20 protein-coding genes and 1 pseudogene are annotated in these 24085 nt (G+C 63.8%); 10 read left to right on the top strand and 11 right to left on the bottom strand.

Annotated elements, in window-relative coordinates; genetic code table 11:
- Positions 1-137: 137 nt before the first annotated feature.
- From NHH88_30450 to NHH88_30435, 4 genes are all read left to right on the top strand, one after another.
- Positions 138-1655 carry a lipase family protein gene (locus NHH88_30450; protein ID USX13915.1) on the top strand — a complete coding sequence of 506 codons (1518 nt, stop codon included), beginning with the start codon at positions 138-140 and terminating at the stop codon, positions 1653-1655.
- Positions 1656-1839: 184 nt separating this feature from the next.
- On the top strand, positions 1840-3219 hold the full coding sequence (locus NHH88_30445; GenBank protein ID USX13914.1) for an SGNH/GDSL hydrolase family protein: 1380 nt from the start codon (positions 1840-1842) through the stop codon (positions 3217-3219).
- A 65-nt stretch (positions 3220-3284) separates the two neighbouring features.
- Positions 3285-3983, top strand: coding sequence for an outer membrane beta-barrel protein (locus tag NHH88_30440; protein USX13913.1), 699 nt, complete (start codon positions 3285-3287; stop codon positions 3981-3983).
- A 139-nt stretch (positions 3984-4122) separates the two neighbouring features.
- Positions 4123-5577, top strand: coding sequence for a serine hydrolase (locus NHH88_30435; protein ID USX13912.1), 1455 nt, complete (start codon positions 4123-4125; stop codon positions 5575-5577).
- A gap of 45 nt (positions 5578-5622) precedes the next feature.
- Here the strand turns inward: NHH88_30435 and NHH88_30430 are convergent, their stop codons facing one another.
- Positions 5623-6807, bottom strand: coding sequence for an acyl-CoA dehydrogenase (locus tag NHH88_30430; protein USX13911.1), 1185 nt, complete (start codon positions 6805-6807; stop codon positions 5623-5625).
- An 88-nt stretch (positions 6808-6895) separates the two neighbouring features.
- Positions 6896-7399, bottom strand: coding sequence for a flavin reductase family protein (locus NHH88_30425; GenBank protein ID USX13910.1), 504 nt, complete (start codon positions 7397-7399; stop codon positions 6896-6898).
- Between the two features lie 147 nt (positions 7400-7546).
- Between NHH88_30425 and msrA the strand changes: the two genes are divergently transcribed.
- On the top strand, positions 7547-8098 hold the full coding sequence (gene msrA, locus NHH88_30420; GenBank protein ID USX13909.1) for a peptide-methionine (S)-S-oxide reductase MsrA: 552 nt from the start codon (positions 7547-7549) through the stop codon (positions 8096-8098).
- Positions 8099-8130: 32 nt separating this feature from the next.
- On the opposite strand, the gene NHH88_30415 is transcribed toward msrA, so the two are convergent.
- Both NHH88_30415 and pdxH read right to left on the bottom strand, forming a co-directional pair.
- A complete protein-coding gene (locus NHH88_30415) occupies positions 8131-9402 on the bottom strand; it encodes a cyclopropane-fatty-acyl-phospholipid synthase family protein (protein USX17481.1) in 1272 nt (423 codons plus the stop codon).
- Positions 9403-9497: 95 nt separating this feature from the next.
- Positions 9498-10745: a pyridoxamine 5'-phosphate oxidase gene (gene pdxH / locus NHH88_30410; GenBank protein USX13908.1), complete on the bottom strand. Its 1248-nt coding sequence runs from the start codon at positions 10743-10745 to the stop codon at positions 9498-9500.
- A gap of 73 nt (positions 10746-10818) precedes the next feature.
- Here pdxH and tcdA point away from each other — a divergent pair, with 73 nt between their 5' ends.
- From tcdA to cysK, 3 genes are all read left to right on the top strand, one after another.
- Positions 10819-11664 (top strand): tRNA cyclic N6-threonylcarbamoyladenosine(37) synthase TcdA, encoded by an 846-nt coding sequence (gene tcdA / locus NHH88_30405; GenBank protein USX13907.1) that lies wholly within the window; start codon positions 10819-10821, stop codon positions 11662-11664.
- 214 nt (positions 11665-11878) lie between these two features.
- Positions 11879-12421: an FKBP-type peptidyl-prolyl cis-trans isomerase gene (locus NHH88_30400; GenBank protein USX17480.1), complete on the top strand. Its 543-nt coding sequence runs from the start codon at positions 11879-11881 to the stop codon at positions 12419-12421.
- A gap of 71 nt (positions 12422-12492) precedes the next feature.
- A complete protein-coding gene (gene cysK / locus NHH88_30395; protein ID USX13906.1) occupies positions 12493-13425 on the top strand; it encodes a cysteine synthase A in 933 nt (310 codons plus the stop codon).
- A gap of 92 nt (positions 13426-13517) precedes the next feature.
- On the opposite strand, the gene NHH88_30390 is transcribed toward cysK, so the two are convergent.
- The 6 genes and pseudogenes from NHH88_30390 to NHH88_30365 all read right to left on the bottom strand — a co-directional run bounded on the left by NHH88_30390 (position 13518) and on the right by NHH88_30365 (position 16995).
- The gene (locus NHH88_30390) at positions 13518-14384 is read right to left on the bottom strand and encodes a cation diffusion facilitator family transporter (protein ID USX17479.1); all 867 of its coding nucleotides are present in this window, start codon (positions 14382-14384) and stop codon (positions 13518-13520) included.
- A gap of 9 nt (positions 14385-14393) precedes the next feature.
- Positions 14394-14561: pseudogene (locus tag NHH88_30385) on the bottom strand (GTP-binding protein).
- Positions 14562-14575: 14 nt separating this feature from the next.
- Positions 14576-14902 (bottom strand): metalloregulator ArsR/SmtB family transcription factor, encoded by a 327-nt coding sequence (locus tag NHH88_30380; protein USX13905.1) that lies wholly within the window; start codon positions 14900-14902, stop codon positions 14576-14578.
- 101 nt (positions 14903-15003) lie between these two features.
- Positions 15004-15588: a hypothetical protein gene (locus NHH88_30375; GenBank protein USX13904.1), complete on the bottom strand. Its 585-nt coding sequence runs from the start codon at positions 15586-15588 to the stop codon at positions 15004-15006.
- 6 nt (positions 15589-15594) lie between these two features.
- Entirely contained in the window at positions 15595-16347 is a 753-nt protein-coding gene (locus tag NHH88_30370; protein USX13903.1) for a hypothetical protein, read from the bottom strand.
- Positions 16348-16476: 129 nt separating this feature from the next.
- Entirely contained in the window at positions 16477-16995 is a 519-nt protein-coding gene (locus NHH88_30365; protein ID USX13902.1) for a CinA family protein, read from the bottom strand.
- Positions 16996-17300: 305 nt separating this feature from the next.
- Here NHH88_30365 and NHH88_30360 point away from each other — a divergent pair, with 305 nt between their 5' ends.
- Positions 17301-19907 carry an EAL domain-containing protein gene (locus tag NHH88_30360; protein ID USX13901.1) on the top strand — a complete coding sequence of 869 codons (2607 nt, stop codon included), beginning with the start codon at positions 17301-17303 and terminating at the stop codon, positions 19905-19907.
- Here the strand turns inward: NHH88_30360 and thiL are convergent.
- The gene (gene thiL / locus NHH88_30355; protein ID USX13900.1) at positions 19892-20860 is read right to left on the bottom strand and encodes a thiamine-phosphate kinase; all 969 of its coding nucleotides are present in this window, start codon (positions 20858-20860) and stop codon (positions 19892-19894) included. The genes NHH88_30360 and thiL overlap by 16 nt on opposite strands.
- A gap of 329 nt (positions 20861-21189) precedes the next feature.
- Between thiL and NHH88_30350 the strand changes: the two genes are divergently transcribed.
- Complete coding sequence (locus NHH88_30350) at positions 21190-24033, top strand: TonB-dependent receptor (protein ID USX13899.1); 2844 nt, start codon at positions 21190-21192, stop codon at positions 24031-24033.
- Positions 24034-24085 lie beyond the last annotated feature (52 nt).

Raw genomic sequence — 24085 nt, 5'->3', positions numbered from 1 at the left:
CCGAATGTCGGACCTGACCCCCAAGTTTTTTTGGGGTGTTTCGTTGCGCTCGCTTTGGAGGAAATTTCCGGACTCCAGTGCTAAGATGAATTGTTGCCGGCCGAAAAGCTCGCCCGGCCATCTTGGTCGGAGGCGATATGCGCTGGGCTACATTGATGCTGATTTCAGGGGCGGTGGTGTTGACTTCGTGTGGTGGTGGCGGCGGTGGTGGGGCCAACGGCCAGAGCAGTAGCTCGGTTGTGGTCCAGCCGCCGGTCTTGCAGCCGCCACCGCCGCCGCGCGGGGCCGTCATCGGCGGCGCGATGCTGGTGCCGGTGACGCTGGCAGGCGGCGCCGCCGCCACGACACTGGAGCCCGGCGAACTCAAGTTGCTGGTCGATGCGTCGGTGGTGCTGGGAACGGCCTTGACCAGCACACCCGTATGCGCCATCACCACCTATACGCTCAAATATCATACCGTCGATGCGATGGCGGCCGCCACCGACGCCAGCACCGCCGTCATGGTTCCGTCAGGTAAGGACCCGGCCTGCCAGGGTAGCCGGCCGGTGCTGCTGTACGCGCATGGCACCACCGTGAAAAAGACCACCGACATGGCCGACCTGTCGGCCAGCGAACCGCTGATGATCGCGGCCTTGTTCGCCGCCCAGGGCTACATCGTGGTGGCGCCCAACTATGCCGGTTATGCGGGCTCGTCGCTGGGCTATCACGCCTACCTCGACGCCGCCCAGCAATCGAGCGATATGGTCGACGCCCTGCGCGCCGCCCGCGCCGCCTTCGGCTCGATGAAGGCCGGCGCGTCGAGCCGGCTGATGCTGAGCGGCTATTCGCAGGGCGGCTATGTGGCGCTGGCGACGCAGCGCGCGATGCAGGCCGATTACGCCGGCGAGTTCGCCGTCACCGCCGCCGCGCCGCTGTCCGGCCCGTATGCGCTGTTGTTGACCGGCGATACCATTTTCCGGGGCGCACCGACGGTGGGGGCGACCGGCTTCCTGCCGCTGGTGATCAACGCCGGCCAGCGCGCCGGCGCCGCGCTCTATGCAGGCACGGCCGATATCTACGAGGCCAGGTACGCCACCGGCATCGATGCGCTGCTGCCTGGCGCGCGCGGGTTCGGCGATCTGGTGGCCGCCGGCAAGCTGCCCGACGATGTGCTGTTCGCGCAGGATTCCTTGCCGCAGGCGAGCGGCTATGCGTCGTTCTTCGGGGCCGATCATTTGATCCGGACCGCCTACCGCGACGCCTACTTGGCCGATTTAAGGGCCAACCCGTGCAACACCAGCGCCGCCAGTCCGCTCGCTTGCGCGCCGGCCCAGCCGTTGCGCCGCTGGCTGCTTAAAAACGATCTGCGCACCTACACGCCGGCCGTGCCGCTGTTCTTTTGCGGCGGTAATGACGATCCGGTGGTGTCGTTCATCAACACCCTGGCGGCGGGCGCCTACTTCGCCGCCAACGGCGCGACGGCGGTGACGGGACTGGATCTGGAGGAGACGTCGCTGACGGCGCCGTACTTGACCACCCGGCTGCAATTCGCGGCCGCCAAGCAGGCGCTTCGTTTGGCCAACAAGTCGGTGAAAGACAGCTATCATGCCGGCCTGGTGGCGCCGCTTTGCTTGCGGGAAGCGCGGGCGTTTTTCGATTCTGCCGCAAACCGCTAGCCTGCCAGTTGAGGAAAATTAAGCTTGCACGGAAAAAGCCGAGCAATTGTTCCTTTTTTCGCACAACTAGACAGTTTGTCGGGTGTTTTGCTATACAAGCACGGCCGGCGCTGGCATATTAGCTGGCATGCGAATAGCACGCCCGTTCGTATCAAATCATAAAAGAATATTTACAGGAGACAATATGCGCAACACCAAATTTGCACTCGCTGCAATGACTCTGGCCGTCCTGGCGGGTTGCGGCGGAAGCGCCGACCCGAAGCCGGGCGATCAGACCATCAAAAACAAGTACAGCGCGCAAGTGTCGTTTGGCGATAGCCTGTCCGACGTGGGTTCGTATGCCGTCGGCACCGTCGCTGCGCTCAAAGGCGGCAAGTTCACCATCAACGGCGACAACACCGCGATCGCCTCCACCCTGACCGGCAGAAACTGGACCGAACTGGTCGCCGCTCAGCTGGGCCTGCCAGCGCCTTGCGCGGCGGTCACCGGCCTCGACGGCGACCCCACCAAAGGCTTCTCGGTGCCTCAGAAGGCCAATGCCGGCTGCTACGGCTACGCCCAGGGCGGCGCCCGCGTCACCAATCCTGTTGGACCGGGCAACAAATTGACCGGCAGCGCGCTGGGCGCGCTGACCATTCCCGTCGTCACCCAGGTGGCCAACCACCTGAAGGCGGTCGGCGGCAAGTTCAAGGGCGATGAGATGGTGTTCGTCATGGCCGGCGGTAACGACGTGCTGTTCCAGCTGGCTGCGCTGAGCGCCGGCGCCACGGCTGCCGGCACCGCCGCTGGCGGCCCTGTTTACTTGCAAAGCCTGGTGCCACAACTGGCGGCCGGCGCGACCAATCCGCAAACCGCCGCCCAGGCCATCGCCTTTGCCGCGCAAACGGAAGCGGCGCGTGCCGGCAGCAGCCAGGCCAGCATCACCCAGGTGGCCATCGGCGCCGCCGCCGTACAGCCGGGCAACTCGGCGGTCGCTACGCAGGCCGTCTACGGCCCGATGGTCGCCAAGGCGACCGCCGACGCAACCGCCGCCGGCAACAAGGCCGGACTGGACTACGCCACCGCCAAGGGACCGGAACTGGTCGCCGCGCTGGGCGCCGCCGGCACCGAGCTGGCCAACCTGGTCAAGACGCAGATCATCGCCAACGGCGCCAACTTCGTGACGGTGAACAACCTGCCGGACGTGGCGACCACGCCGTCGGGCCGTGGCCAGTCGGCCGCGACCCAGGCGCTGATCAACGCCATGGTCAGCGCCTTCAACACCGCGCTGACCGCCGGCTTGTCGGCGGAACCGAAGGTGGTGATCGTCGACGTGTTCGCCGTCAGCCACGACCAGGCGACCAATCCCGGCCCTTACGGCCTGACCAACGTGACCGAGCCGGCTTGCGACCTGACCTCGCCGAAGAACGCGCTGGGCACCTCGCTGGTGTGCAACGGCAGCAACCTCAAGCCGGGCGACGTCAGCCACTACTCGTTCGCCGATGAAGTCCACCCGACCCCGTTCAACAACCTGCTGCTGGCCCGCTACGTGTCCAGAAGCCTGGTGACCAAGGGCTGGCTGTAATTCTGTCTTCGGGCCGCCGCCCAAGGCGGCGCGCCGGACAACACATTAAAAAATCAGGAGACGATATGAACAAGGGTTTCAACACCACCGTAAAACTGCTGGCGCTGGCCGCCGCGATGTCGGTGGCCACGGCCGCGTCGGCGCAACAAACCGCCGGCACCTGGCTGGTCACCGCCGGTATCAACAAGATCACGCCGAAGGTCGACTCCGGCGACGTGTCCGCGCCGGCGCTGCCGGGCACCAAGGCCGACATCGACCCGGACACCAAACCGCGCGTGGCATTCGCGTACATGGTCACCGATAATATTTCGGCTGAAATCGACCTGGGCCTGCCGTACAAGCACGACCTGGTCGGCGCGGGCTCGATCGAGGGCACGGGCAGGCTGGGCACGTCGGAAGTGCTGCCGCCGACGGCGTTCATCCAGTACCGCTTCCTGCCGGCGAACGCGATGTTCCGGCCATACGTCGGCCTGGGCATCACGTACGCGCACTTCCAGAAGGAACGCGGTTCGGGCCAGCTGACGGCGATCCTGAACACCGGCGGTCCGGGCGCGACCTTCAAGGTCGACGACAAGTGGGCGGCCAGCTACCAGATCGGCGGCACCGTCAAGATCAACGAGCAGTGGTTTGTCGATGCGACCGTGATCAAGACCATGCTGAAGACCAAAGTGCATTTCTCGACCGGCCAGACCCAGGACATCCGCCTCGATCCGCTGGCGGTGAGCGTCAGCGTCGGCTACAACTTCAAGGGTTTCAATTTCTGATTGTGCCCCGGGTAAAAAAACCGCTGCGATGTGCAGCGGTTTTTTTTCGCCCGGACGCATCCACTTTTGCTTAAATACCATCATATACTGTGTCCGGTTGCGCCCGGTCGGCGGGCACTTAATCTGCGGAGGGCATATCTTGAGCTTGCGGCGTTTCCATTGTCTTGCACTGATGCTGGAGCTGGTATTGCCTGCCGTGGCGCGCGCCGCGCCGGATCGCCTTTCCGCTGCGATCACAAGGCAGATGCACGTCAACCAGGAGCGCTATGGCATCGCCGGGCAGGCCGTGCTGGTGGCGCACAACGGTAAAGTGTTGTTCCGTGGCGCCGAAGGGCAGGCCGACATCGCCAGCGGCAGGCCGGTGCGCACCACTGACATTTTCCCCGTGTATTCGCTGGCGAAACTGTTCGCCAGCACGCTCGTCATGCAGCTGGTTGAGCGGGGCGAGGTCGACCTCGATGGACCGGCCAGCGCCCATGTGCCATTGCTGCCTGCCGCGTGGCAGGCGATCACCGTGCGCCAGTTTCTCGATCATACGTCGGGCGTGCCGGAGTATTTCAACGAGGCGCAGGCGATGCCGTCGTTTCCGGGCACCTTGCCGGCCGCGCTGACCGCGCTTGCCGGCAAACCGCTGCAATTTGCGCCCGGTTCGGCGTCGCGCTACACGCAGACCAATTACCTCGTGCTGACGGCTCTGCTGGAAGCCCGCTACGGCAAGCCGTACGCGCAAATCGCGCATGAGCGCATCGTCGATAAGCTGCGCCTCGGCCATACCTCGCTGGGCGGCCGGGCGTTGCCCCAAGGCGGGGCGTTGCCCCAAGGCGGGGCGTTGCCCCAAGGCGGGGCAGTGACCGCTTATACCAGCAAGAATGGCCGGCTGGAGCCCAGCCCGGTGGTGTCATGGCCGGAATACGCCTACGGTCACGCCGAGCTGTATTCGACCTTGGACGACCTTGCCACATTCCTTCAAGCGCTGCGCAGCGGCGCATTGGTGGACCGGGCGACCCTGGCGCGCTTGTGGCAGCCGCCGACCTTGTCCAACGGCCAGCGCGGCGTGTTTGCCGCCGGTTGGGAATATGGCGAGAGCGGCGAGTACCGGCATGTCGGCCATGACGGCGGCGCGCGGGTGAGGCTCCGGTGGACTTTCCGGGATACACCAGCGGGCGATGGCTATGTTTTCATCTATCTGACCAGTGGCAGCGTAAAGAATGTCTGGTCGCGCACGTTGGTGAACAGCGTGATGGCGGCGGTGGCGCCTAAGGACTTCCCGACCGAGGCGGTGTCGGCGGGACTGATCGATTACGCGTTCGAGCCTTCCGCCGATGGTGGCGCGGCGGCGCAGGCCGCCAAACTGCGTACGAATCCCGCCGTGCGTGGCGCGGCGCTGGAGGGCGCCGTCAACGGAACAGGCTATGCGGTGCGTGAAATCATCGGGGTGGCGGAGTCCATCCGCTTGTTCGAACTGAATACGCTGTTGTTCCCGTCGTCGGCGAATGCCTGGGATAGCCTGGCGGAGGCCTGGCAGGCGCAAGGCGACAATGACAAGGCGAAGAAGCTGTACGAGAAATCGCGGGCGTTGGGCGGCCCGAAATGAAGGTGACGCGGATTCGCCGGCCCGGCCGAATCCGCGTTGCGTCGCTTACTGGAACGCCTGGATGCCGGTCTGCGCGCGGCCCAGGATCAGGGCGTGGATGTCGTGCGTGCCTTCGTAGGTGTTGACCACCTCCAGGTTGACCATGTGGCGGATGACGCCGAACTCGTCCGAGATGCCGTTACCGCCGAGCATATCGCGCGCCACGCGGGCGATGTCGAGCGACTTGCCGCAGGAATTGCGCTTCATCATCGAGGTGATTTCCACCGCCGCCGTACCGGCGTCCTTCATGCGGCCCAGTTGCAGGCAGCCCTGCAGGCCCAAGGTGATTTCGGTTTGCATGTCGGCCAGCTTCTTTTGCACCAGTTGGTTGGCGGCCAGCGGACGGCCGAACTGCGAGCGGTCCAGCACGTACTGGCGGGCGATGTGCCAGCATGCCTCGGCCGCGCCCAGCGCGCCCCAGGCGATGCCGTAGCGCGCCGAGTTCAGGCAGGTGAACGGGCCCTTCAGACCGCGCACGTCCGGGAAGGCGTTCTCCTCCGGGCAGAACACGTTGTCCATGACGATCTCGCCGGTCAGCGAGGCGCGCAGGCCGAACTTGCCGTGGATGGCGGGCGCGCTCAGGCCGGCCATGCCTTTTTCCAGCACGAAGCCGCGGATCGCGCCTTCGTCGTCCTTGGCCCAGACCACGAAGACGTCGGCTACCGGCGAGTTGGTGATCCACATCTTGGCGCCGGTCAGCGCGTAGCCGCCCGGCACCTTCTTGGCGCGGGTGATCATCGAGCCGGGATCGGAACCGTGGTTGGGCTCGGTCAGGCCGAAGCAGCCGATCCATTCGCCGGTCGCCAGCTTCGGCAGGTATTTCTGGCGCTGGGCCTCGGTGCCGAATTCGAAGATCGGCACCATCACCAGCGACGATTGCACGCTCATCATCGAGCGGTAGCCGGAGTCGACGCGCTCGACTTCGCGCGCGATCAAGCCGTAGGAGACGTAGTTCAGGCCGGGGCCGCCGTACTGGTCGGGGATGGTCGGGCCCAGCAGGCCCAGTTCGCCCATTTCGCGGAAGATCGAGGTGTCCATCTTCTCGTGGCGGAACGCCTCCAGGATGCGCGGGGCCAGCTTGTCCTGGCAATAGGCTGCGGCGGCGTCGCGCACCATGCGCTCGTCGTCGGTCAGTTGCTGGTCCAGCAACAAGGGGTCATCCCAGTGGAATTGGGCGCGGGCTTGGCTCATGGTGGTCTCTCATTATGGTGAATGCTGCCAGCATTCTATGCCGCGCCGCAGACCCCGGCTTTTCAAATGGCGACACCAATTTCCGTTTTTACCCCAGGCTGCCGAACTGGCCGCTGTGGAAGATCAGCGGCGGCGCCGGCGTAAATTCGCACAACTCGACCTCGCCGACGAAAATGACGTGGTCGCCTTCCGGATAGCGGCTGCGGTTGTGGCATTCGAACCAGGCCGAGCCGCCCTTGAGGATGGGCTGGCCCGTGCGCGACAGTTCGTACTCGACCGTTTCCCATGGGTTGCTGCCGCGCGTGGCGAACAGCTTGGCCAGGTGGGCCTGGCCGGCGCTGAGCACGTTGATTACATAATGGGAGTTACCGGTGAAGATGGGCATGCTGTTGGCGCCGTTCGACAGGCTCCACAGCACCAGCGGCGGATCGAGCGAGACCGAGTTGAAGGAGCTGGCCGTCAGGCCGCGGAACGTGCCGTCGGCCAGCCGGGTGGTGATCACGGTCACGCCGGTGGCGAACTGGCCCAGGGCCTGGCGGAAATGGACGGTGTCGAAAGCGCGTTCTTCAGCGCGGGGGGAAATGGTATGCATGGCTCGGCCTGGGTTCTTTTAGCCATTATGCCAAAGATTTGTGGCGGCGTCGGATTGCGTCCCACGGGGAGGCGGTAAACTAGCTGCGTGCGGCGCGCGATTGCGTTACAGTGGGCCATGGCATGCGGCTTCGATACGGAGGGAGCAATGGGCAGCAATGGCGCGCCGAGCGCGGCGTTGGAGACGGCGGTTCTGGGCGGCGGCTGCTTTTGGTGCCTGGAGGCCGTGTACCTGGAGGTGAAGGGGGTAGTTAGCGTAGAGTCCGGCTACACCGGCGGCGCCATGCCCCATCCCACCTATGAACAAGTGTGCGTCGGCGACACCGGCCACGCGGAAGTGGTGAAATTGCAATTTGATCCATCTGTCATCGCCTATCACGACATCCTGGAGATTTTCTTCACGATCCACGATCCGACCACCCTGAACCGCCAGGGCAACGATGTCGGCACGCAGTACCGCTCGGTCATCTATTACCATTCGCCGGAGCAGGAGGCGACCGCGCGCCAGGTCGTTGCCGAGATGGCCAATGTGTGGGACGCGCCCATCGTCACCGAGTTGTCGCCGGCCCAGCCGTATTACAAGGCCGAGGACTATCACCAGGATTATTTCCGCCGGCATCCGTTGCAGGGATATTGCGCCTTCGTGGTCGCGCCCAAGGTGGCCAAGTTCCGTAAGATCCACGGCCACCGCAGCAAATGACTTCTGAACCACGTAGGGCGGATTACGCTACGCTAATCCGCCCTACGTGTCTCCGCGCCTGAGCGGTCGTCCGTGTCCGATGCCAAAACGGGGCCTGGCGTGGCCGGGTACATGTATTTGCGCGACCACGGCAACGTGCCGCTGCGTTGCCCCGCCTTGTGGCCGACGATTTGATACAGGCTGATCCAGTCCTGCTCGAACGCGTAGCTGCAGCCCGCCAGATATACGTGCCAGATCCGGTAGCGCTTGTCGCCGGCCAGCGCGCGCAGGCGCTCGGCGTGCGCTTCGAAATTGTCGGTCCAGATGGCGCACGTGCGCGCATAGTGCCGGCGCAGGTTTTCCACGTCGTAGGCCTCCAGACCGCCTTGCTGCATCGCCTTGAGCACGCTGCCCACGTGCGCCAGCTCGCCATGCGGGAAAACGTATTTGTCGATGAACTCGCCGCCGCCATAGGGCGTCTGGCCGTTATCTGCATCGGTGGAGGTGATGCCGTGATTCATCACCAATCCGTCCGGCGCCAGCAGGCGTTCGATGGCGGCGAAATACTCCGGCAAATGCCGCAGGCCGACATGCTCGAACATGCCGACGCTGGTGATGCGGTCGTATTGTCCGCGCACGTCGCGGTAGTCCTGCAGGCGGATCTCGACCAGGTGCTCGAGCCCGGCCCGCCGCACGCGCTGCCTGGCCAGCGCGCACTGGTTTTCCGACAGGGTGACGCCGACGCAGCGCACCCGGTATTGCTGTGCCGCGCGGATCACCAGCGCGCCCCAGCCGCAGCCGATGTCGAGCAAGGTGTGCCCGGGTCGCAGGGCGATCTTGCGCAGGATGTGGTCGATCTTCTTGAGCTGGGCGGCGGCCAGGTCCTCGTCGCCGTCCTCGAAGTAGGCGCAGGAATAGACCATGTTGGGATCGAGGAATTGCGCGTAGAAATCGTTGGAGACGTCGTAGTGGTAGCGGATCGCCTCGGCGTCCTTGTGCTTGTCGTGCTTCATGCCGCGCGCCAGGCGCGAGAACTTGCGCTCGGGCTTGAGCGTGGTGCGCGCCAGCGCGTTGACGACGGCGATCATGTCGCGCGCCGCGCCCTTGACCTCGATCGCGCCTTCGACATACGCCGTGCCCAGGTTGGCCAGCGACGGCTTGAGCAGGTAGCGCGCGGCCGACACGTTGGGCAGGCGTATCGTCACGCGCGGCGCCTCGCTGGAAAAGTCGACGCACTGGCCGTTCCATAATTCAATGCGCAGCGGTAGCGCGATCTGCCGCCGGATGCCGGCGATCCAGGCGCTGAAGCGATTTTGTACGAACACTTGTGCTAACACGATGCACCTCCGGTTCAGAAATAAAAAGACCACCGCAAGCGATGGTCTGGATTTCCGAATCGGCGCGCGTTCGCGTGCCGTGGTTACGGCTGCAAGCGCTCCTTGATCCAGCTGCCATCTGCCTGTTTGACATACACGATCCGGTCGTGGAAGCGCGAGCGGCGCCCCTGCCAGAATTCGATGCGCACCGGTTCGAGGCGGTAACCGCCCCAGTGTTCCGGCCGCACCGGATGCTCGCCGCTGACGGCGGCCGCCGCATCGTAATTGGCTTCCATCTGTTCCCGGTTGGCGACGGGCGCGCTCTGCCGCGAGGCGATCGCGGCGATCTGGCTTTTCACCGGCCGGCTATAGAAGTATTGATCGCTTTCCTCGGCCGAAGTTTTGACGACCTTGCCTTCGATGCGCACCTGACGCTCGAGTTCGTTCCAAAAGAATAGCAGCGCCGCGTGCGGGTTGTCGCGCAATTGCTGTCCCTTCTGGCTGTCGTAGTTGGTGTACCAGGTGAAGCCGCGCTGGTCGAATTGCTTGATCAACACAATGCGCGAAGTCGGCCTGCCGTCGGCGCCCACCGTGGCAACGCTCATCGCGTTCGGCTCGTTGACCTTGGCGTGCAGCGCTTCGTCGAACCATTTGCCGAACTGCGCGATCGGGTCATCGAGGACGTCCGCTTCCGTCAGGCTGGCGCGGCCGTAATCGAGGCGCAGATCGGCCAGCACCACGCCGTCGGCCACGGCGTTGGCGACGGCGACCTGTTGCTGTTCAGGCACCTGGCTTTGCGGCAGTTCGGGCGTGATGCCGCGTCGCAATTGCATGGCGCTGCCCAGTTGCGCCATCTGCTCTGGGCTGAACAGGCGCTTGGCCATCGGCGCGATGTTGGCTTCCTCCTTGGCCATATGGGCCGCGTAGGCGTCGCAGAAGCGCTGCACGTCCGGCGCGGACAGTTCGGCGCTGTGCCCGGCGGCGATTTTTTCCAGTTGGGCGCGGACGATTTCCCAGTCCTTGTCCATATCCTGATGATCGGCCAGGATGCCCGGCACCAATTCGTCGAGCAGCGCGGCGTCGGCGTCGCGGGCAGTGGCCTGCAACATCGGCATCAGGTTCTGCTCTTCGTCGTCATGGTGCAGGTGGGCGGCGTTGTTGAAATATTTGAGCACGGCCTGCGCGGCTTTTTGCGCCTCGGAATCGGCGCCGTGGGCGGGCAGGTGGGCCAGCAGGTTTTGCATCGTCAACAATTGCTTGCGGATACGGTCGTGGCAATGTTTCAAAACTGCTATCGGCTGGCTGAAGTCGGGGGCGGTGTCGAACAGGGAATTAGTTGCTGCGTTGCTCATGGCGTGGGGCTCAGGCTGGGTGGGAAAGTCATTCTAGAATAATTCTTGTCGCCGCGTCCGGTAAAATGGCGGGATGAACAGTATCTCTGACCTTAATGTCGACCAAGGCCCGGACGCCATCGACTTCGACCGCCGTTTCGGCGGCATCGCCCGATTGTACGGCGAACGCGCGCTGGCGCGCTTCCGTGGCGCCCACGTGTGCGTGGTCGGCGTCGGCGGCGTCGGCTCGTGGATCGTCGAGGCGCTGGCCCGCAGCGCCATCGGCCAACTGACCCTGATCGACCTCGACAACGTGGCCGAATCGAACATCAACCGCCAGATCCAGGCGTTGACCGGCACCGTCGGCCAGGCCAAGATCAGCGCGCTGGCCGAGCGCATCGGGCAGATCAATCCCTACTGCGTGGTCAACCAGATCGAAGACTTCGTCAGCGCCGACAATCTCGACGAGATGATAGGCGCCGGCAAGTTCGACTACGTGGTCGACGCCATCGACAGCGTCAAGGCCAAGGCCGCGATGATCGCGTATTGCCGCCAGCACGCGCTGCCGCTGGTCATCATCGGCAGCGCCGGCGGCCAGACCGACCCGACCCAGATCGCCGTGCGCGACCTGGCCCGCACCGAGCAGGAACCGCTACTGAAAAAGGTGCGCAAGGTCTTGCGCAGCCAGTACGGCTATCCGCGCGGCGAGAAAACCAAGTTCCATGTGGATGCGGTGTTCTCGATGGAGCCGCTCAAGTTTCCCGAAACGGGCGAGGTGTGCGCGGTGGACGGCGACGACCGCGCCGGCGGCGTGACCGGCTTGAACTGCGCCGGCTTCGGCTCGGCGATGGTGGTCACGGCCACCTTCGGCATGGTCGCCGCCGGCCACGTGCTGCGGCAGCTGGCCGATGGCGCGCAGGCGGCACTGGAGCCGCTTTAACCCGCACTGCCGGGCGGGGTCGTACCCTGCGGGTACGACCCCTAAGTGATGACGCCGGCGGCCAGGCGAAAGCGCGCGGGTTTGTCTTAACCGCCAATTTTATCCGGTGCGCCGGGCAGGTTTGCTATCATTGTGCGCGCTGGCACGGCCGCCGTGCTGTCCACAGAAACTCATTGAAAGAAAAAACATGACGCGTAGTTCCGTTTTAGTAGCAATGCTGTGCGCGCTGGCGGCCTCCGTGGCCCAGGCCCAGACTCCCGCCGCTCCTGCAGCACCAGCGGCCCCGGCCGCTCCGGCGGCGCAAACCGCGCAACCAGCACCTGCGGCGCCAACCACCACCGCCACGCCCGCCGTCGCGCCGCCACCGCCGCCGATGGTCGTCGGTTCGGCCACCCCCGGCCCGGCCGCCGAGCAACTGATCATCACCGACACCAAGGTCGGCACCGGCAAGGAGGCCAGCACCGGCGCCACCGTCTACATGCACTACACCGGCTGGCTGTATCGTCCACTGGCGAAAAACATGCACGGCAAACAGTTCGATTCGTCGATTCCACGCGGCGAACCGCTCGACTTCGTGCTCGGCGCCGGCCGCGTCATCAAGGGGTGGGACCAGGGCATTCAGGGCATGAAGGTCGGCGGCAAGCGCACCCTGATCATTCCGTCCGAGCTGGCCTACGGCTCGCGTCCGTCGCCGGGCAGCGGCATCCCGCCGAATTCGGCGCTGATCTTCGACGTCGAACTGATGGATGTGAAGTAAGCGTATAAATGCGTCGTTGTCCGCGCGGGAGGAGTAGACTGGCTACTCCCCATCGCGCGGAGGTTTTTTCCATGAAAATTGCCAACGACGTTACTGAACTGATCGGCCACACCCCTCTGGTGCGGCTGCATCGATTGACCAAGGGCCTGGCCGCCGACGTACTGGTCAAACTGGAATACTGCAACCCGGCCCACAGCGTGAAAGACCGCATCGGCCTGTCCATGATCGAAGCGGCCGAGGCGGCCGGCCAGATCCATCCCGACACCATCATCCTCGAACCGACCAGCGGCAACACCGGCATCGCGCTGGCGATGGTCTGCGCCGCGCGCGGCTACCGCTGCACGCTGGTCATGCCGGACACCATGAGCCGCGAGCGCCGCATGCTGCTGCGCGCCTACGGCGCCGAGTTGATCCTCACGCCGGGCAACGAAGGCATGCTGGGCGCCATCCACCGCGCCGAGGCGCTGGCCGAGAGCGACCGCCGCTATCTGATGCCGCAGCAATTCAACAATCCCGCCAATCCGGATGTGCACCGCCGCACCACGGCCGAGGAAATCTGGAACGACACCGACGGCCGCGCCGACATCCTGGTGGCCGGCGTGGGCACCGGCGGCACCATCACCGGCGTGGGCGAGGTGATCAAGGCGCGCAAGCCGGAGTTCCGCTGCATCGCGGTCGAGCCGGAGGCTTCGCCGGTGCTGGCCAAGGGCGTCAAGGGACCGCACCCGCTGCAGGGCATCGGCGCCGGCTTCGTGCCGGCCGTGCTCAACACAAGGGTGTACGACGAGATCATCGGCGTGAGCAACGACAACGCCTTCGAGACCGCGCGCCAGGCGGCCAGCCAGGAAGGCTTGCTGGTGGGGATATCTTCCGGCGCGGCGCTGTGGGCCGCGCTGCAAGTGGCGCGTCGACCGGAAAGCGCCGGCAAGATGATCGTGACGATCATCCCGTCGTTCGGCGAGCGCTACCTGAGCACCGCGCTATACGCCAAGTTCGCGGACTAGTGCGCCGGCCCGCGCGCCGACTTACCTCGGAACCACGCAGGGCGGATTAGCGAAGCGTAATCCGCCATCCACGAGCCGTCGCCGGCTCGTCCCTAATGCGCCGGCTCCTGCAAACAACACTCATGCACGGTGGTACCCAGCCGCACCTGCAAGGTACTGTGCTGGATCGAAAAATCCTCGCGCAGCTGCCGGGAAATGTCATCAACCGCCACGTCGCCCGGATAACCCCCCGGCGTGACCAGCTGCGCGGTCAGCGCGGTCTCGGTGGTGCTCATCGCCCAGATATGCAGGTCGTGCACCTCGGTCACACCCGGCCGCTCGCGCAGGAACCGCTCGATCTCGCCCCGGTCCACATTGTCCGGCACGGCCGCCAGCATCATCCGCAGCGACTGCTTGAGCAGCGACCAGGTGCTGTAGACGATGATGGCAACGATCACCATGCTGACCGCCGGATCGACCCAATTCCAGCCGGAGAAGCGGACGATCACGCCGGCCACCAGCACGCCCAGCGAGATGGCGGCGTCGGCGGCCAGATGCAGATAGGCGCCACGGATATTGATGTCGTCCTTGCTCCCGGACATGAACAACCACGCCGAGAAACCGTTGACCAGAATGCCGACACCGGCCACCACCGACACAGTCAAGCCGCCCACCGGCTCTGGATGGGCCAGTTGCTGCACCGCCTCGAAGGCGATGCCGCCGCAGGCGACCATCAGCAGCATCGCGTTGAACAGCGCGGCCAGTATCGAGGTGCTGCGCAGGCCGTAGGTGTAGCGTTGGTTCGGCAGGCGCTTGGCCAGGATGGCCGCACCCCAGGCCAGCATCAGGCCCAGCACGTCGGACAGGTTGTGGCCGGCGTCGGCCATCAGCGCGGTGGAGTTGGCCAGGAAACCGTAGAAGAATTCGATGCCGACGAAGGCCAGGTTGAGCACGATGGCGATGGCGAAGGCGCGGCCCATGGTGTTGGGATCGCCGTGGTGGTGATGGCCGTGCGCGTGATCGTGCCCATGCCCATGACCGTGATCGTGGGAGTGGCCTTTTACGGCGGGCTTGGCGGGCGCATGTCCGTGATCATGTCCGTGCTCATGATCATGATCGTGGTGGCCGTGATCATGGCCGTGATCGTGGTCGTGATGGTCGTGGTGCTTGCTCATGCTTCGTTCCCGTTGGCAGGTTCGGCGATATGTTCGAGCATATCGTTCAGGACGTCGCTGATATGCGCATCGGCGGCGGAGTAGAAAACTTGCTTGCCCTGTCGCTCGGACTTCACAATGCGCGCCGCGCGCAGCAAGCGCAAGTGGTGGCTCACCAGGGAGCTGCTCAGTTCAAGGGAGGTGGCGATGTCGCTGACGGCGATCGGCGCCGCCACGCAGGCCAGCACGATGCGCAAGCGGGTCGGATCGCCCAGCAGGTGAAACAGATCGGCCAATTGCGCGATGGCGGGATCGATGCCGGTATAGTCGTGTTGGCAACTCATGTATTTTGTACAACTCATCATGTGAACAGGTATTCACATGTTAGCACGAAAAAAGAGATCCATAGGGCTAAATGGCGGATGCCGCATCCGCCGCCCCATCGCTATTTCTGCAACTCCGCCTGCAACTGACTGCGCACCTTCGGGTCCAGCTTCTCGATGGCCTTGGTCAATTTTTCAGCGTTGCGCAAGGCCAGCGTCTGCTCCGGCGTCAGCGTCTTGGCCTGTTCGATCACAGGTGCCGGCGCCGGTTTGGAAAACAGCGCCTGCGCTCCAACAACGATCAGTGCACTGAGTATGGCGATACCCGCAGCGGCCCCCAGCAACCGCAACTCGCGCGGCGTGATCGCCGGCGACTGCGTGGCGATCGGCCGCACCGGACCGGGCGGCGTCGGCACGTAGCCGGCATTAGCGCCGGAAGTGGAGGGCGCCGCACCCGTCACCGGCTCGTTGGTCGCATCCAGCGCCGCCGCCTTGCGCGCCGACTCCTGCGCCGGCGGCAAGCCACCGGCCAGGCGCGCATGCTGCGTCAACTCGAGCGAGGCTGCATCGATGGCCGCGATATGCCGCTCGACCGCTTCCTCCAACACCGCCTCGTTCAGCGCCACCAGCGCAAAAATCGGATCGTCGATGTCGATCTTGACGCCGGTTTTTTCAAACACCAGACTCCGCAGCTTTTGCTGATCCATGGCCGCTTACCACTCGACCTTGTCAAGCTGCTCGAACAAGTCGCGGAACACCACCTTGATGCGCTGCTTTTCCATGACGTTGAACTTGTCGCTTTCGCGCACTTCGTTGGCGGTCAGGCGCGCCGTGTTCATCTTCTTGATGTCGGCGCCGAAGGTGTCGGCGTTACGCGCCGACAGTACGATGCGCCCGCGCACGCGCGACGAATTGTCGGCGTAGGTCTGCGACTCGGTGAACTGCTTGCCGGACGCCGATTGCAGCAGGCCGAAGTGCTCGTTTTCCCACAGCACCAGCGGCACCTTGGTGGCCTTGGCGGTCGAGACGAAGCCCATCGCCGTGTCGTGCAAAGTGTCGCCGCCGCCGACGATGGTGTGGATGTAAACCTTGCGGCCCGATTCCTCGAGCAGCGCGAAGCAATCGTTTTCAAGCAGATAGCCCATCAGCGGCGAGAAGGTGTTGGCGCCGTTGTCGATGACGCAGTTGCCTTCTTCTTCGAGGATGTCGATCATCAGCGCGTCGAAGCGCTTGGGGTCGATGGTGCGGCTGTCGGTCATCACCGGCACATGTTTGACGTCCATTGCCTTGTAGCGCGAAAACGTGGCGTTCTCCTGGTCGGTGTCGTAGCAGCGCAGCGGCTGGCGCGGCGCTTCCAAATCCCCGTCCGCATCCTTGCTGGCGAGCCATTGCGCGAGGATGGTCGAGACCAAGGTCTTGCCGATGCCGCCTTTACCTTGAAGAATAAAATGTACCGTGTTTTGCATCGAAATCACCCCTGAATCTGCTGGAAATGGGCGCACCATCGCGCTCGAACGCATCGAGAGTAATTGTTTTGTGGCAGGAAGGCAACCATCACTGACGTGATGGCGCCGTTGGGGAGAAAAGACCGGGTGTCAGTCGATGAAACGCAGCAGGCCCTGCAGCGCGTGGATCACGGTCTGCTCGCGCACCGCCTTGCGGTCGCCGCTGAAGACCAGGCGCTCGGTGTGGACGGTGTCGGCGTTGGCCCAGCCGAAGCAGACGGTGCCCACCGGCTTGCCCGGCACCGCGCCGGTCGGGCCGGCGATGCCGGTGGTCGAGACGGCCAGATGGGCGTTGCTCGAACCGAGGGCGCCGCTCGCCATCGCCGCCGCCACTTCCTCGGAAACGCTGCCCATCTGCGCGATCAGCGCGGCCGACACGTCCAGCAGCTCGCTCTTGGAGGCGTTGGAATAGGCGATGAAGCCGCAGTCGAACCAGGCCGTCGAACCGGCGATCTCTGTGATGGCCTGCGCCACGCCGCCGCCGGTGCACGATTCGGCGGTGGCCAGGATCAGGCCCTTGTCCTGTAGCGCCTTGCCGACCTGCGCGGCCAGGTCGAGGATGGTGGTGGCGTTATCGGTTTTCGTCTCGTGTTTCGTCTCGATACTCATCTAAATCTCCTTCTGAAGCGGCGTTCGGGAGCCGGCTGGGATATCCCGCAGGGTGTGCTGCCACTGTACCATGCAGATCACAATCGTTGCCAGCGATGCACTGCTGATTAGCAGCAAACCTAACTTTGCATAAAAACATTAGACCGGCGATTTGAACTTGCGTACACTCAATAGCACTGCGTGGCGTGCTCTACCTAAAAACTGCGGAAACGCGCACCAGTCAAGCAAGCCGAAGTCGCTTGCGGGAAGAAAGCGGACTGATCCGGCCAGAACGCCGGTTCGATAGCCCACCGGAGGCGCATCCCATGATCAGCCAGACCGATATTTTTCACGCACGCATCTTGATCGTCGACGACCAGGTCGTCAACGTGGAGCTGCTCGAATTCCTGCTCAAGTCGACCGGCTATGAGGCGGTCACCTCCACCACGGACCCGCGCGTGGTGGCCGACTGGCACAGCCGACATCGATACGACCTCATCATCCTCGACTTGCAGATGCCCGGCATGGACGGCTTCGAAGTGATGGACGCGCTGCGCCCGCTCGAGGCCGATTCCTGGCTGCCGGTGCTGGTGGTGACGGCGCAGCCGGACCATAAACTCAAGGCGCTCGAAGCGGGCGCGCGCGACTTCCTGAGCAAGCCGATCGACCCGGTCGAGGTGCTCACCCGCATCCGCAATATGCTCGAGGTGCGCCTGCTGCACCGCGAGGCGCGCAACTACAACGTGCGCCTGGAGCAGACGGTACGCGAGCGCACCCTCGAACTGCAGCGCTTCCGCAGCGCCATGGACGCCACCGCCGACGCCATCTTCCTGCTCGACGCGGCCACCGCCGAACTGGTCGACGTCAACGACGGCGCCTGCCGCATGCTGGGCTACCCGCGCGACGAGATGCTGGGCCAGACCGCCAGCCGGCTGGGACTGGGCACGCAGGCGCTGTTGCGCGCGCAGGCGCACCGGCTCGACGACTACGCCGCCGCCATCGGCCAGGCGCGCACGCCGGAGCTGGCCGAACTCGAATTGATGCGGCGCGACCTGGTCTCGGTGCCGGTGGAGATCTACTGGCAGTTGCTCAATCGGCCCGGCCAGTCGAACGTCATGCTGGGCGTGGCGCGCGACATCAGCGAGCGGCGCCATTCGGAGGAGCTGCTGCAGCACATGGCCCATTACGACAGCCTGACGGGTCTTCCCAACCGCACGCTGTTTTTCCAGACCCTGGCCGACGCGATCTCGCTGGCGCAGGAAAAATCGTGGCGCATCGTGGTGCTGTTCATCGCGCTGGACCGCTTCAAGAATATCAACGACTCGCTCGGCGCCGCGCTCGGCGACGAGCTGCTGCGCCAGTTCAGCAACCGGCTGGTGCAATGCGTGCGCCTGCGCGACACGGTCGGTCGCATGGGCGGCGACGAATTCGCGCTGATCCTGTCGATGCCGCGCGACCAGCAGGACGCCGTCCACACGGCCAACGAGGTGAGGGAGGCGCTGCGCCTGCCGTTCGACTTGAACGGGCACCCGGCGGTGCTGAGCGCCAGCATCGGCATCGCCATGTATCCGGACGACGCCACCGATCCCGAAACGCTGCTCAAATACGCCGACACCGCGATGGAGCGCGCCAAGCAGGCGGGCCGCGACGGCTACCGCTTCTTCACCGCCGGCATGAACGTGCAGGTGCTCGCGCGGCTGGACATGGAGCTGGCGCTGCGCCGCGCGCTCGACAACGACGAACTGCTGCTGTACTACCAGCCCAAGGTGAACCTGCACACCGGCGCCATTGCCGGCGCCGAGGCGTTGCTGCGCTGGCAGCGGCCCGGCTTCGGGCTGGTGTTCCCGTCCGAGTTCGTGCCGGTGCTGGAGGATACGGGCCTGATCGTGCGCGTCGGCGCCTGGATCATCGACGCCGCCTGCAAGCAGATCGGCGCCTGGCTGCGCAGCGGCGTCGGCGCCGTGCGCGTGGCCGTCAACGTCGCCAGCCGCCAATTCATCGAGGGCGACCTGGAACAGGTGGTGCGTTCTGCGCTGGTGCGCCATGAGGTGCCGCCGGACCTGCTCGAACTGGAGCTGACCGAGACCGCGCTGATGTCCAACGCCGAGCGCACGATCATGGTGCTGACCAATCTGAAGGCGATCGGCATCAAGGTGGCGATTGACGATTTCGGCACCGGCTACTCGTCGCTGGCGTATCTGCAGCGCTTCCCGATCGACAAGCTCAAAATCGACATCGCCTTCGTGCGCGAGATCACCACCAATCCGAACGACGCCGCCATCGCCACGGCCATCATCAGCATGGCGCACAGCCTCAAGCTGCGCGTGATCGCCGAGGGCGTGGAGACGCGCGCGCAGCTCGAATATCTGCGGCGCAGCCGCTGCGACGAAATCCAGGGATATTTTTTCAGCCGTCCGGTGGCGCCAGCCGACATGGCGGTGCTGGTCGAATCGGGGCGCTGCCTGCCGGTCGATCCGGCCGCGCCCAACCAGCCGGCGCAAACGCTGCTCATCGTCGACGACAATCCGGATATATTATGGTCGCTCGACCAGCTGTTCCAGCGCGACGCCTATCAGATTCTGACGGCCGGATCGGCCACCGAAGCGTTCGAGCTGCTGGCGCTGCACCCGGTGCAGGTGATCCTGTGCGACCAGCGTTTGCCAGGCATGAACGGCACCGAGTTCCTCGGCCAGGTCAAGGACATGTACCCGGAGACGATACGCATCATCCTGTCCGGTTTCATGGGGCTCGACGCGGTGCTCGACTCGGTCAACCAGGGCGCCATCTACCGCTTCTACACCAAGCCGTGGGACGACACGCAACTGCGCGACAACATTCGGCTGGCCTTCCACCACTACTGGCTGATGCACGGCAGCGGACGCAGGGTGGGACAGCCGGACGAGGATGTGACCGCGCTTCAGGACGTGAAGTGATCGAAGCCGGCGAGTTTGAGGTCTAGCGGCTGGCCGGCGGCGTCCACCAGGCGCAGGCCCGATTGTGCCTCGATGCTGCCGACGCGCGTGACCGGCGTGGCCACGCTGCCGGCGGCCGCGATGACCGCCGCGCGCGCCGACGCCGGCGCCGTGAAGCACAACTCGTAATCGTCGCCGCCGGCGGCGGTGAACACGCGCCGCAGCTCCTGCGGGAAGGCCGTCAGCGCCTCGCCCGGCGGCAGCGCGTCCACATTCAAGGTCGCGCCCACATTCGACATCGCCAGGATGTGACCGAGATCGCCGACCAGGCCATCGGAGATATCGATGGCCGCGCGGGCGATGCCCTGTTCCGCCAACACGGCGCCCAGCTCCACGCGCGGCACCGGCGTGTGCATGCGCACCGACGCCGTATGCAGGCTGGCCGCGTCCATCGATTGTTCCAGGCGGTAGCCGGCCAGCGCCAGGCGCGCGTCGCCCAATGTTCCCGAGACCCAGATATCGTCGCCCGCTTGCGCGGCGTTGCGGCGCAACGCCTGGCCGGGACGCAGCTCGCCGAACACGGTGATGCAGATAGTCAGCGGACCTTTGGTGGTGTCGCCGCCTATCAGCTCGATGTTGAAGGCGTCGGCCAGCGCGAACAGTCCTTGCGAGAAGCCGGCCAGCCACGCGCGGTCGGCCAGCGGTAGCGCCAGCGCCAAAGTGAAGCCCACCGGCCGCGCGCCCATCGCCGCCAGGTCGGACAGGTTGACGGCCAGGCTCTTGTGGCCGAGCCGATACGCGTCCTCGCCGGCGAAGAAGTGGCGGCCCTCGACCAGCATGTCGGACGAAATCGCCGTCTGCATGCCTGGAGTGGGGGTGAGCAGCGCGCAATCGTCGCCGATGCCGAGCGTGGCCCGGCCCGGCTGCTGCGGGCGCTGGAAGTATTCCTTGATGAGGTCGAATTCGGAGAGCATGCCCTATTGTACCCAGCCGGGTGGAGAAGGGCACGGCAAATGCGCACAGCGAGCGCGCCCCGCCGGCCAGCGACCGCATTCCTCCCTCCACGCTTCGATATACGAAAACGAAATGGGTTGCGTTAAAAGCATGATACCAGTTTCATAATTGACAGGAATACACTTGAATTGCGGTAACCATCGAGGAGAAGGAATATGGCGATCCCGTTGACACGGGCGTCAGGGACCTGTTGGGCCCGAGCGGCGTTCCGGCCATAGCTGGAATGTGATTGATATCGAGCCGACAGACATAAGAGGGCACTGCCCGATAATATTAGAGGAGACTAGCTGTGCGAAACAATCATAAAAAAACGATTTTGGCTCAAGCTTGTGCGCTCGCGATGGCGGCGCCATTTGTCGCGAATGCGCAAGAGGCCAACCCTGCCAGTGCAAGCGAGGAGGCGACCCCCCCGGTCAGCGTTGTCATCACCGGTCAGCGAGCGGCGTTGAAGTCGGCTCGCGATCTCAAGCGGGACGCCAATCAGATCGTCGACTCGATCCAGGCAACCGATATCGGAAAGCTGCCGGACGTGAATGTTGTCGAGTCGCTGCAGCGGGTCGCCGGGGTGCAGATCCAGCGCCGCTATGGTGAGGGCGGCACGGATTACGACCATCGCACCGAGCCCGCGATGACGATCCGTGGCATTACACAGGTCCGCAACTTGATCGACGGACGAGACTTTTTTACGGCCAGCGGTGGGCGGGCACCGGACCTGGAAGGACTCCCCTCCGAACTCATGGCCGGAGTTGACGTCTATAAGAACGCAGCGTCCAACTTGATCGAAGGCGGTATCGGCGGCGTGGTCAACATCCGCACGCGGATGCCATTCGATTCTAAAGAAGACCTCAACGTTCTGACGGTAAAGTCCAACTACTACGATCGAGCTCGTAAGTCTTCACCGTCGGTGTCGGGCCTTTTGAGCCGGCGGTTCAATACGGGCGTCGGCGGCATGGGCATCCTGGTGAATGCAACGGTCAGTGAGACCCACTACCGCCAAGATGCCGTTCTTCAACAGCAGCAGCACTGTCTTACCGCGACGGTTGGAAGATGTACCAACGACCCGGCGCAAGCTCCCTCGGCGGCCAAGGTTGCGGCCTTCAATTCGATGCCGAACACGGGAGGTCTCTCCGAACTCTATGTGCCGACTTCCTTCGAAATGTACGCGGACTCGGGTAGCCGCAAGCGCGAGGGTCTGGCGCTCGCCTACCAATGGCAGGTGAACGACGACATCCTTTTCACGGCGCAGAATCTCTATTCAAAATATCGGTTTATTCGTCGCGGAGAATACATCTACGGCGACGACAAGAACAACGACCCGCACGCGGCGGCGGGTTCCACCTGGACTTGGGCGGCCGATGGCAGCGCCACGAGCGGCATTTTGTCGCCGCAAATTTTCTCGGCCTCGCGCTTCGACCAGGATGTTCGCAATCGCACCAACTTATCCGCCGTGAACCTTAAGTGGCGCATCTCGGATAAGCTCAGGTCAAAGACCGACTTCGCTTACCAACGCGCCAACTATGACGCTGAACGCAATGGCGACTCCGTTAAGCTTTACGACAACGAAAGCAGAAGCGTTGCCAACATCCCGAATCTGAATCTGGCCTTCGACGTGCGCGGCAAGATCCCCGCCTTTTCCATCATCGATCCAGCCAACCCAAGCGCCCCCTACGCGCGTTTTGGCGATCCGAAGAATTGGTATTATGAGTGGCTGGCGAATGGGTTCGACCGCCATGAGCTGAAAATGTCGGCGCTGAGCCAGGATTTCGACTACCACCTGGGTAATGGTTTCTTTACCAAGCTGCACGCCGGCATACGCTTGGCCGATACCAAGGTGCACCTGCGGGGCAACTGGAAGAATACCGGCGTCTGTAACGATACGGGCACCAACCCTAACTGGGGCGCATGCCCGCTGATTCCAGTGGCACAGCATCCGAATCTCGCCTACGTTGGGCCTCCAAGCAACTTCATGAAACCGGGCGTTGGCTTCCCCGTTGCGGTGTTCCCCGAGTACGCCGATCCCAACTCGAGCGTTTACGATCGAACCGTCAAGACGTACGCGCAGTTATTCGACGGAAAGCCAAATTCATATACGTTCGATACGTCGTTTGCTCCCGGGGATATCAACGACCAACGCGAAAAGACGCGGTCCCTCTTCCTGACCGGCGACTTTAGTACAGCCGTATTCGGTTACGAACTCGATGGCACCGCCGGTGTGCGAGCTGTAAGGACCGATCAGACCTCTATTGGCTTTATCCAGGAAAGCACTGGGGCGCGCCAAGCGACTCTCAAGAATAGCTACTCGAATATTCTCCCCAGCCTCAACACACGGCTGCACGTGAACGACGATTTGCAGCTCCGCTTCGGCTATAGCAAGACGATGACACGGCCAAACTTTAGCGATATGGCCGCCCACGTTCAGCTGAATCCGAACATCCCCTCGCAGTACAACGCTAACGGACGCCCGACCGGCAGTTCCGGTAATCCCTTCCTGCAGCCTATGACTGCGACCGCGTATGATTTGACGTCGGAATACTATTGGGGGCCGTCCAATCTGGCGTTCCTGGGTGTATTCAAGAAGGATATCAAGGGTTACCTGGCCGGCGGCATCGAGCCGATGAATTTCGGTGGAGTCATCTACGATGTTGGAACCAGCATCAATCTGGGTAAGGGTTCGGTAAAAGGCATTGAAGCCGGCTTTACGCAATTCTTCGATTTCCTGCCGGGCCCGTTCAGTGGATTGGGCTTACAGGCAAACTATACCTATGTGGACTCGAAAGTTGAGATCAAGCCCGGGTCTCTTGCTCCGTTGCCGAAGTTGTCCAAGAACAGCTACAACCTGATCGCCCTCTATGAATTGGGAGCTATACAGGCCCGTGTGGCGTACAACTGGCGTTCCGCTTACCTGGACCAAATCAATGGTAGTGGGGTTTTTGGTGCAAACCAATATGCAGCGCCTTACTCGTCAATCGATGCTTCGGTGAGCTACCAAATTAACAAGATCTTCACGCTTTCGGCGGACGCCGTTAATTTGAATAACTCCATGTACCGTACGTATGTCGAGCGCCCCTCGGGCGGTTTGTTGTGGCAACTTAACGACCGTCGGTATAGCGTGTCGCTGAAAGCAAGCTTCTAGCACCTCGCGGGGTTGCCCCACGCAAGGCTGACATGGGCGAACGCGCCGCGCA

This window comes from Oxalobacteraceae bacterium OTU3CAMAD1 (genome assembly GCA_024123915.1).
Classification (GTDB): domain Bacteria; phylum Pseudomonadota; class Gammaproteobacteria; order Burkholderiales; family Burkholderiaceae_D; genus Rugamonas.
The sequence above is the reverse complement of the archived record's forward strand: the minus strand, read 5'-3'. Positions and strand labels throughout refer to the sequence as shown.

Bases quoted from the DNA above. Each gene is read 5' to 3' on its own strand.
- NHH88_30450 (USX13915.1), top strand. From the start codon at position 138: ATGCGCTGGGCTACATTGATGCTGATTTCAGGGGCGGTGGTGTTGACT.
- NHH88_30445 (USX13914.1), top strand. From the start codon at position 1,840: ATGCGCAACACCAAATTTGCACTCGCTGCAATGACTCTGGCCGTCCTG.
- NHH88_30440 (USX13913.1), top strand. From the start codon at position 3,285: ATGAACAAGGGTTTCAACACCACCGTAAAACTGCTGGCGCTGGCCGCC.
- NHH88_30430 (USX13911.1), bottom strand. From the start codon at position 6,807: ATGAGCCAAGCCCGCGCCCAATTCCACTGGGATGACCCCTTGTTGCTG.
- NHH88_30425 (USX13910.1), bottom strand. From the start codon at position 7,399: ATGCATACCATTTCCCCCCGCGCTGAAGAACGCGCTTTCGACACCGTC.
- msrA (USX13909.1), top strand. From the start codon at position 7,547: ATGGGCAGCAATGGCGCGCCGAGCGCGGCGTTGGAGACGGCGGTTCTG.
- pdxH (USX13908.1), bottom strand. From the start codon at position 10,745: ATGAGCAACGCAGCAACTAATTCCCTGTTCGACACCGCCCCCGACTTC.
- tcdA (USX13907.1), top strand. From the start codon at position 10,819: ATGAACAGTATCTCTGACCTTAATGTCGACCAAGGCCCGGACGCCATC.
- NHH88_30400 (USX17480.1), top strand. From the start codon at position 11,879: ATGCTGTGCGCGCTGGCGGCCTCCGTGGCCCAGGCCCAGACTCCCGCC.
- cysK (USX13906.1), top strand. From the start codon at position 12,493: ATGAAAATTGCCAACGACGTTACTGAACTGATCGGCCACACCCCTCTG.
- NHH88_30390 (USX17479.1), bottom strand. From the start codon at position 14,384: ATGGGCCGCGCCTTCGCCATCGCCATCGTGCTCAACCTGGCCTTCGTC.
- NHH88_30380 (USX13905.1), bottom strand. From the start codon at position 14,902: ATGAGTTGCCAACACGACTATACCGGCATCGATCCCGCCATCGCGCAA.
- NHH88_30375 (USX13904.1), bottom strand. From the start codon at position 15,588: ATGGATCAGCAAAAGCTGCGGAGTCTGGTGTTTGAAAAAACCGGCGTC.
- NHH88_30370 (USX13903.1), bottom strand. From the start codon at position 16,347: ATGCAAAACACGGTACATTTTATTCTTCAAGGTAAAGGCGGCATCGGC.
- NHH88_30365 (USX13902.1), bottom strand. From the start codon at position 16,995: ATGAGTATCGAGACGAAACACGAGACGAAAACCGATAACGCCACCACC.
- NHH88_30360 (USX13901.1), top strand. From the start codon at position 17,301: ATGATCAGCCAGACCGATATTTTTCACGCACGCATCTTGATCGTCGAC.
- thiL (USX13900.1), bottom strand. From the start codon at position 20,860: ATGCTCTCCGAATTCGACCTCATCAAGGAATACTTCCAGCGCCCGCAG.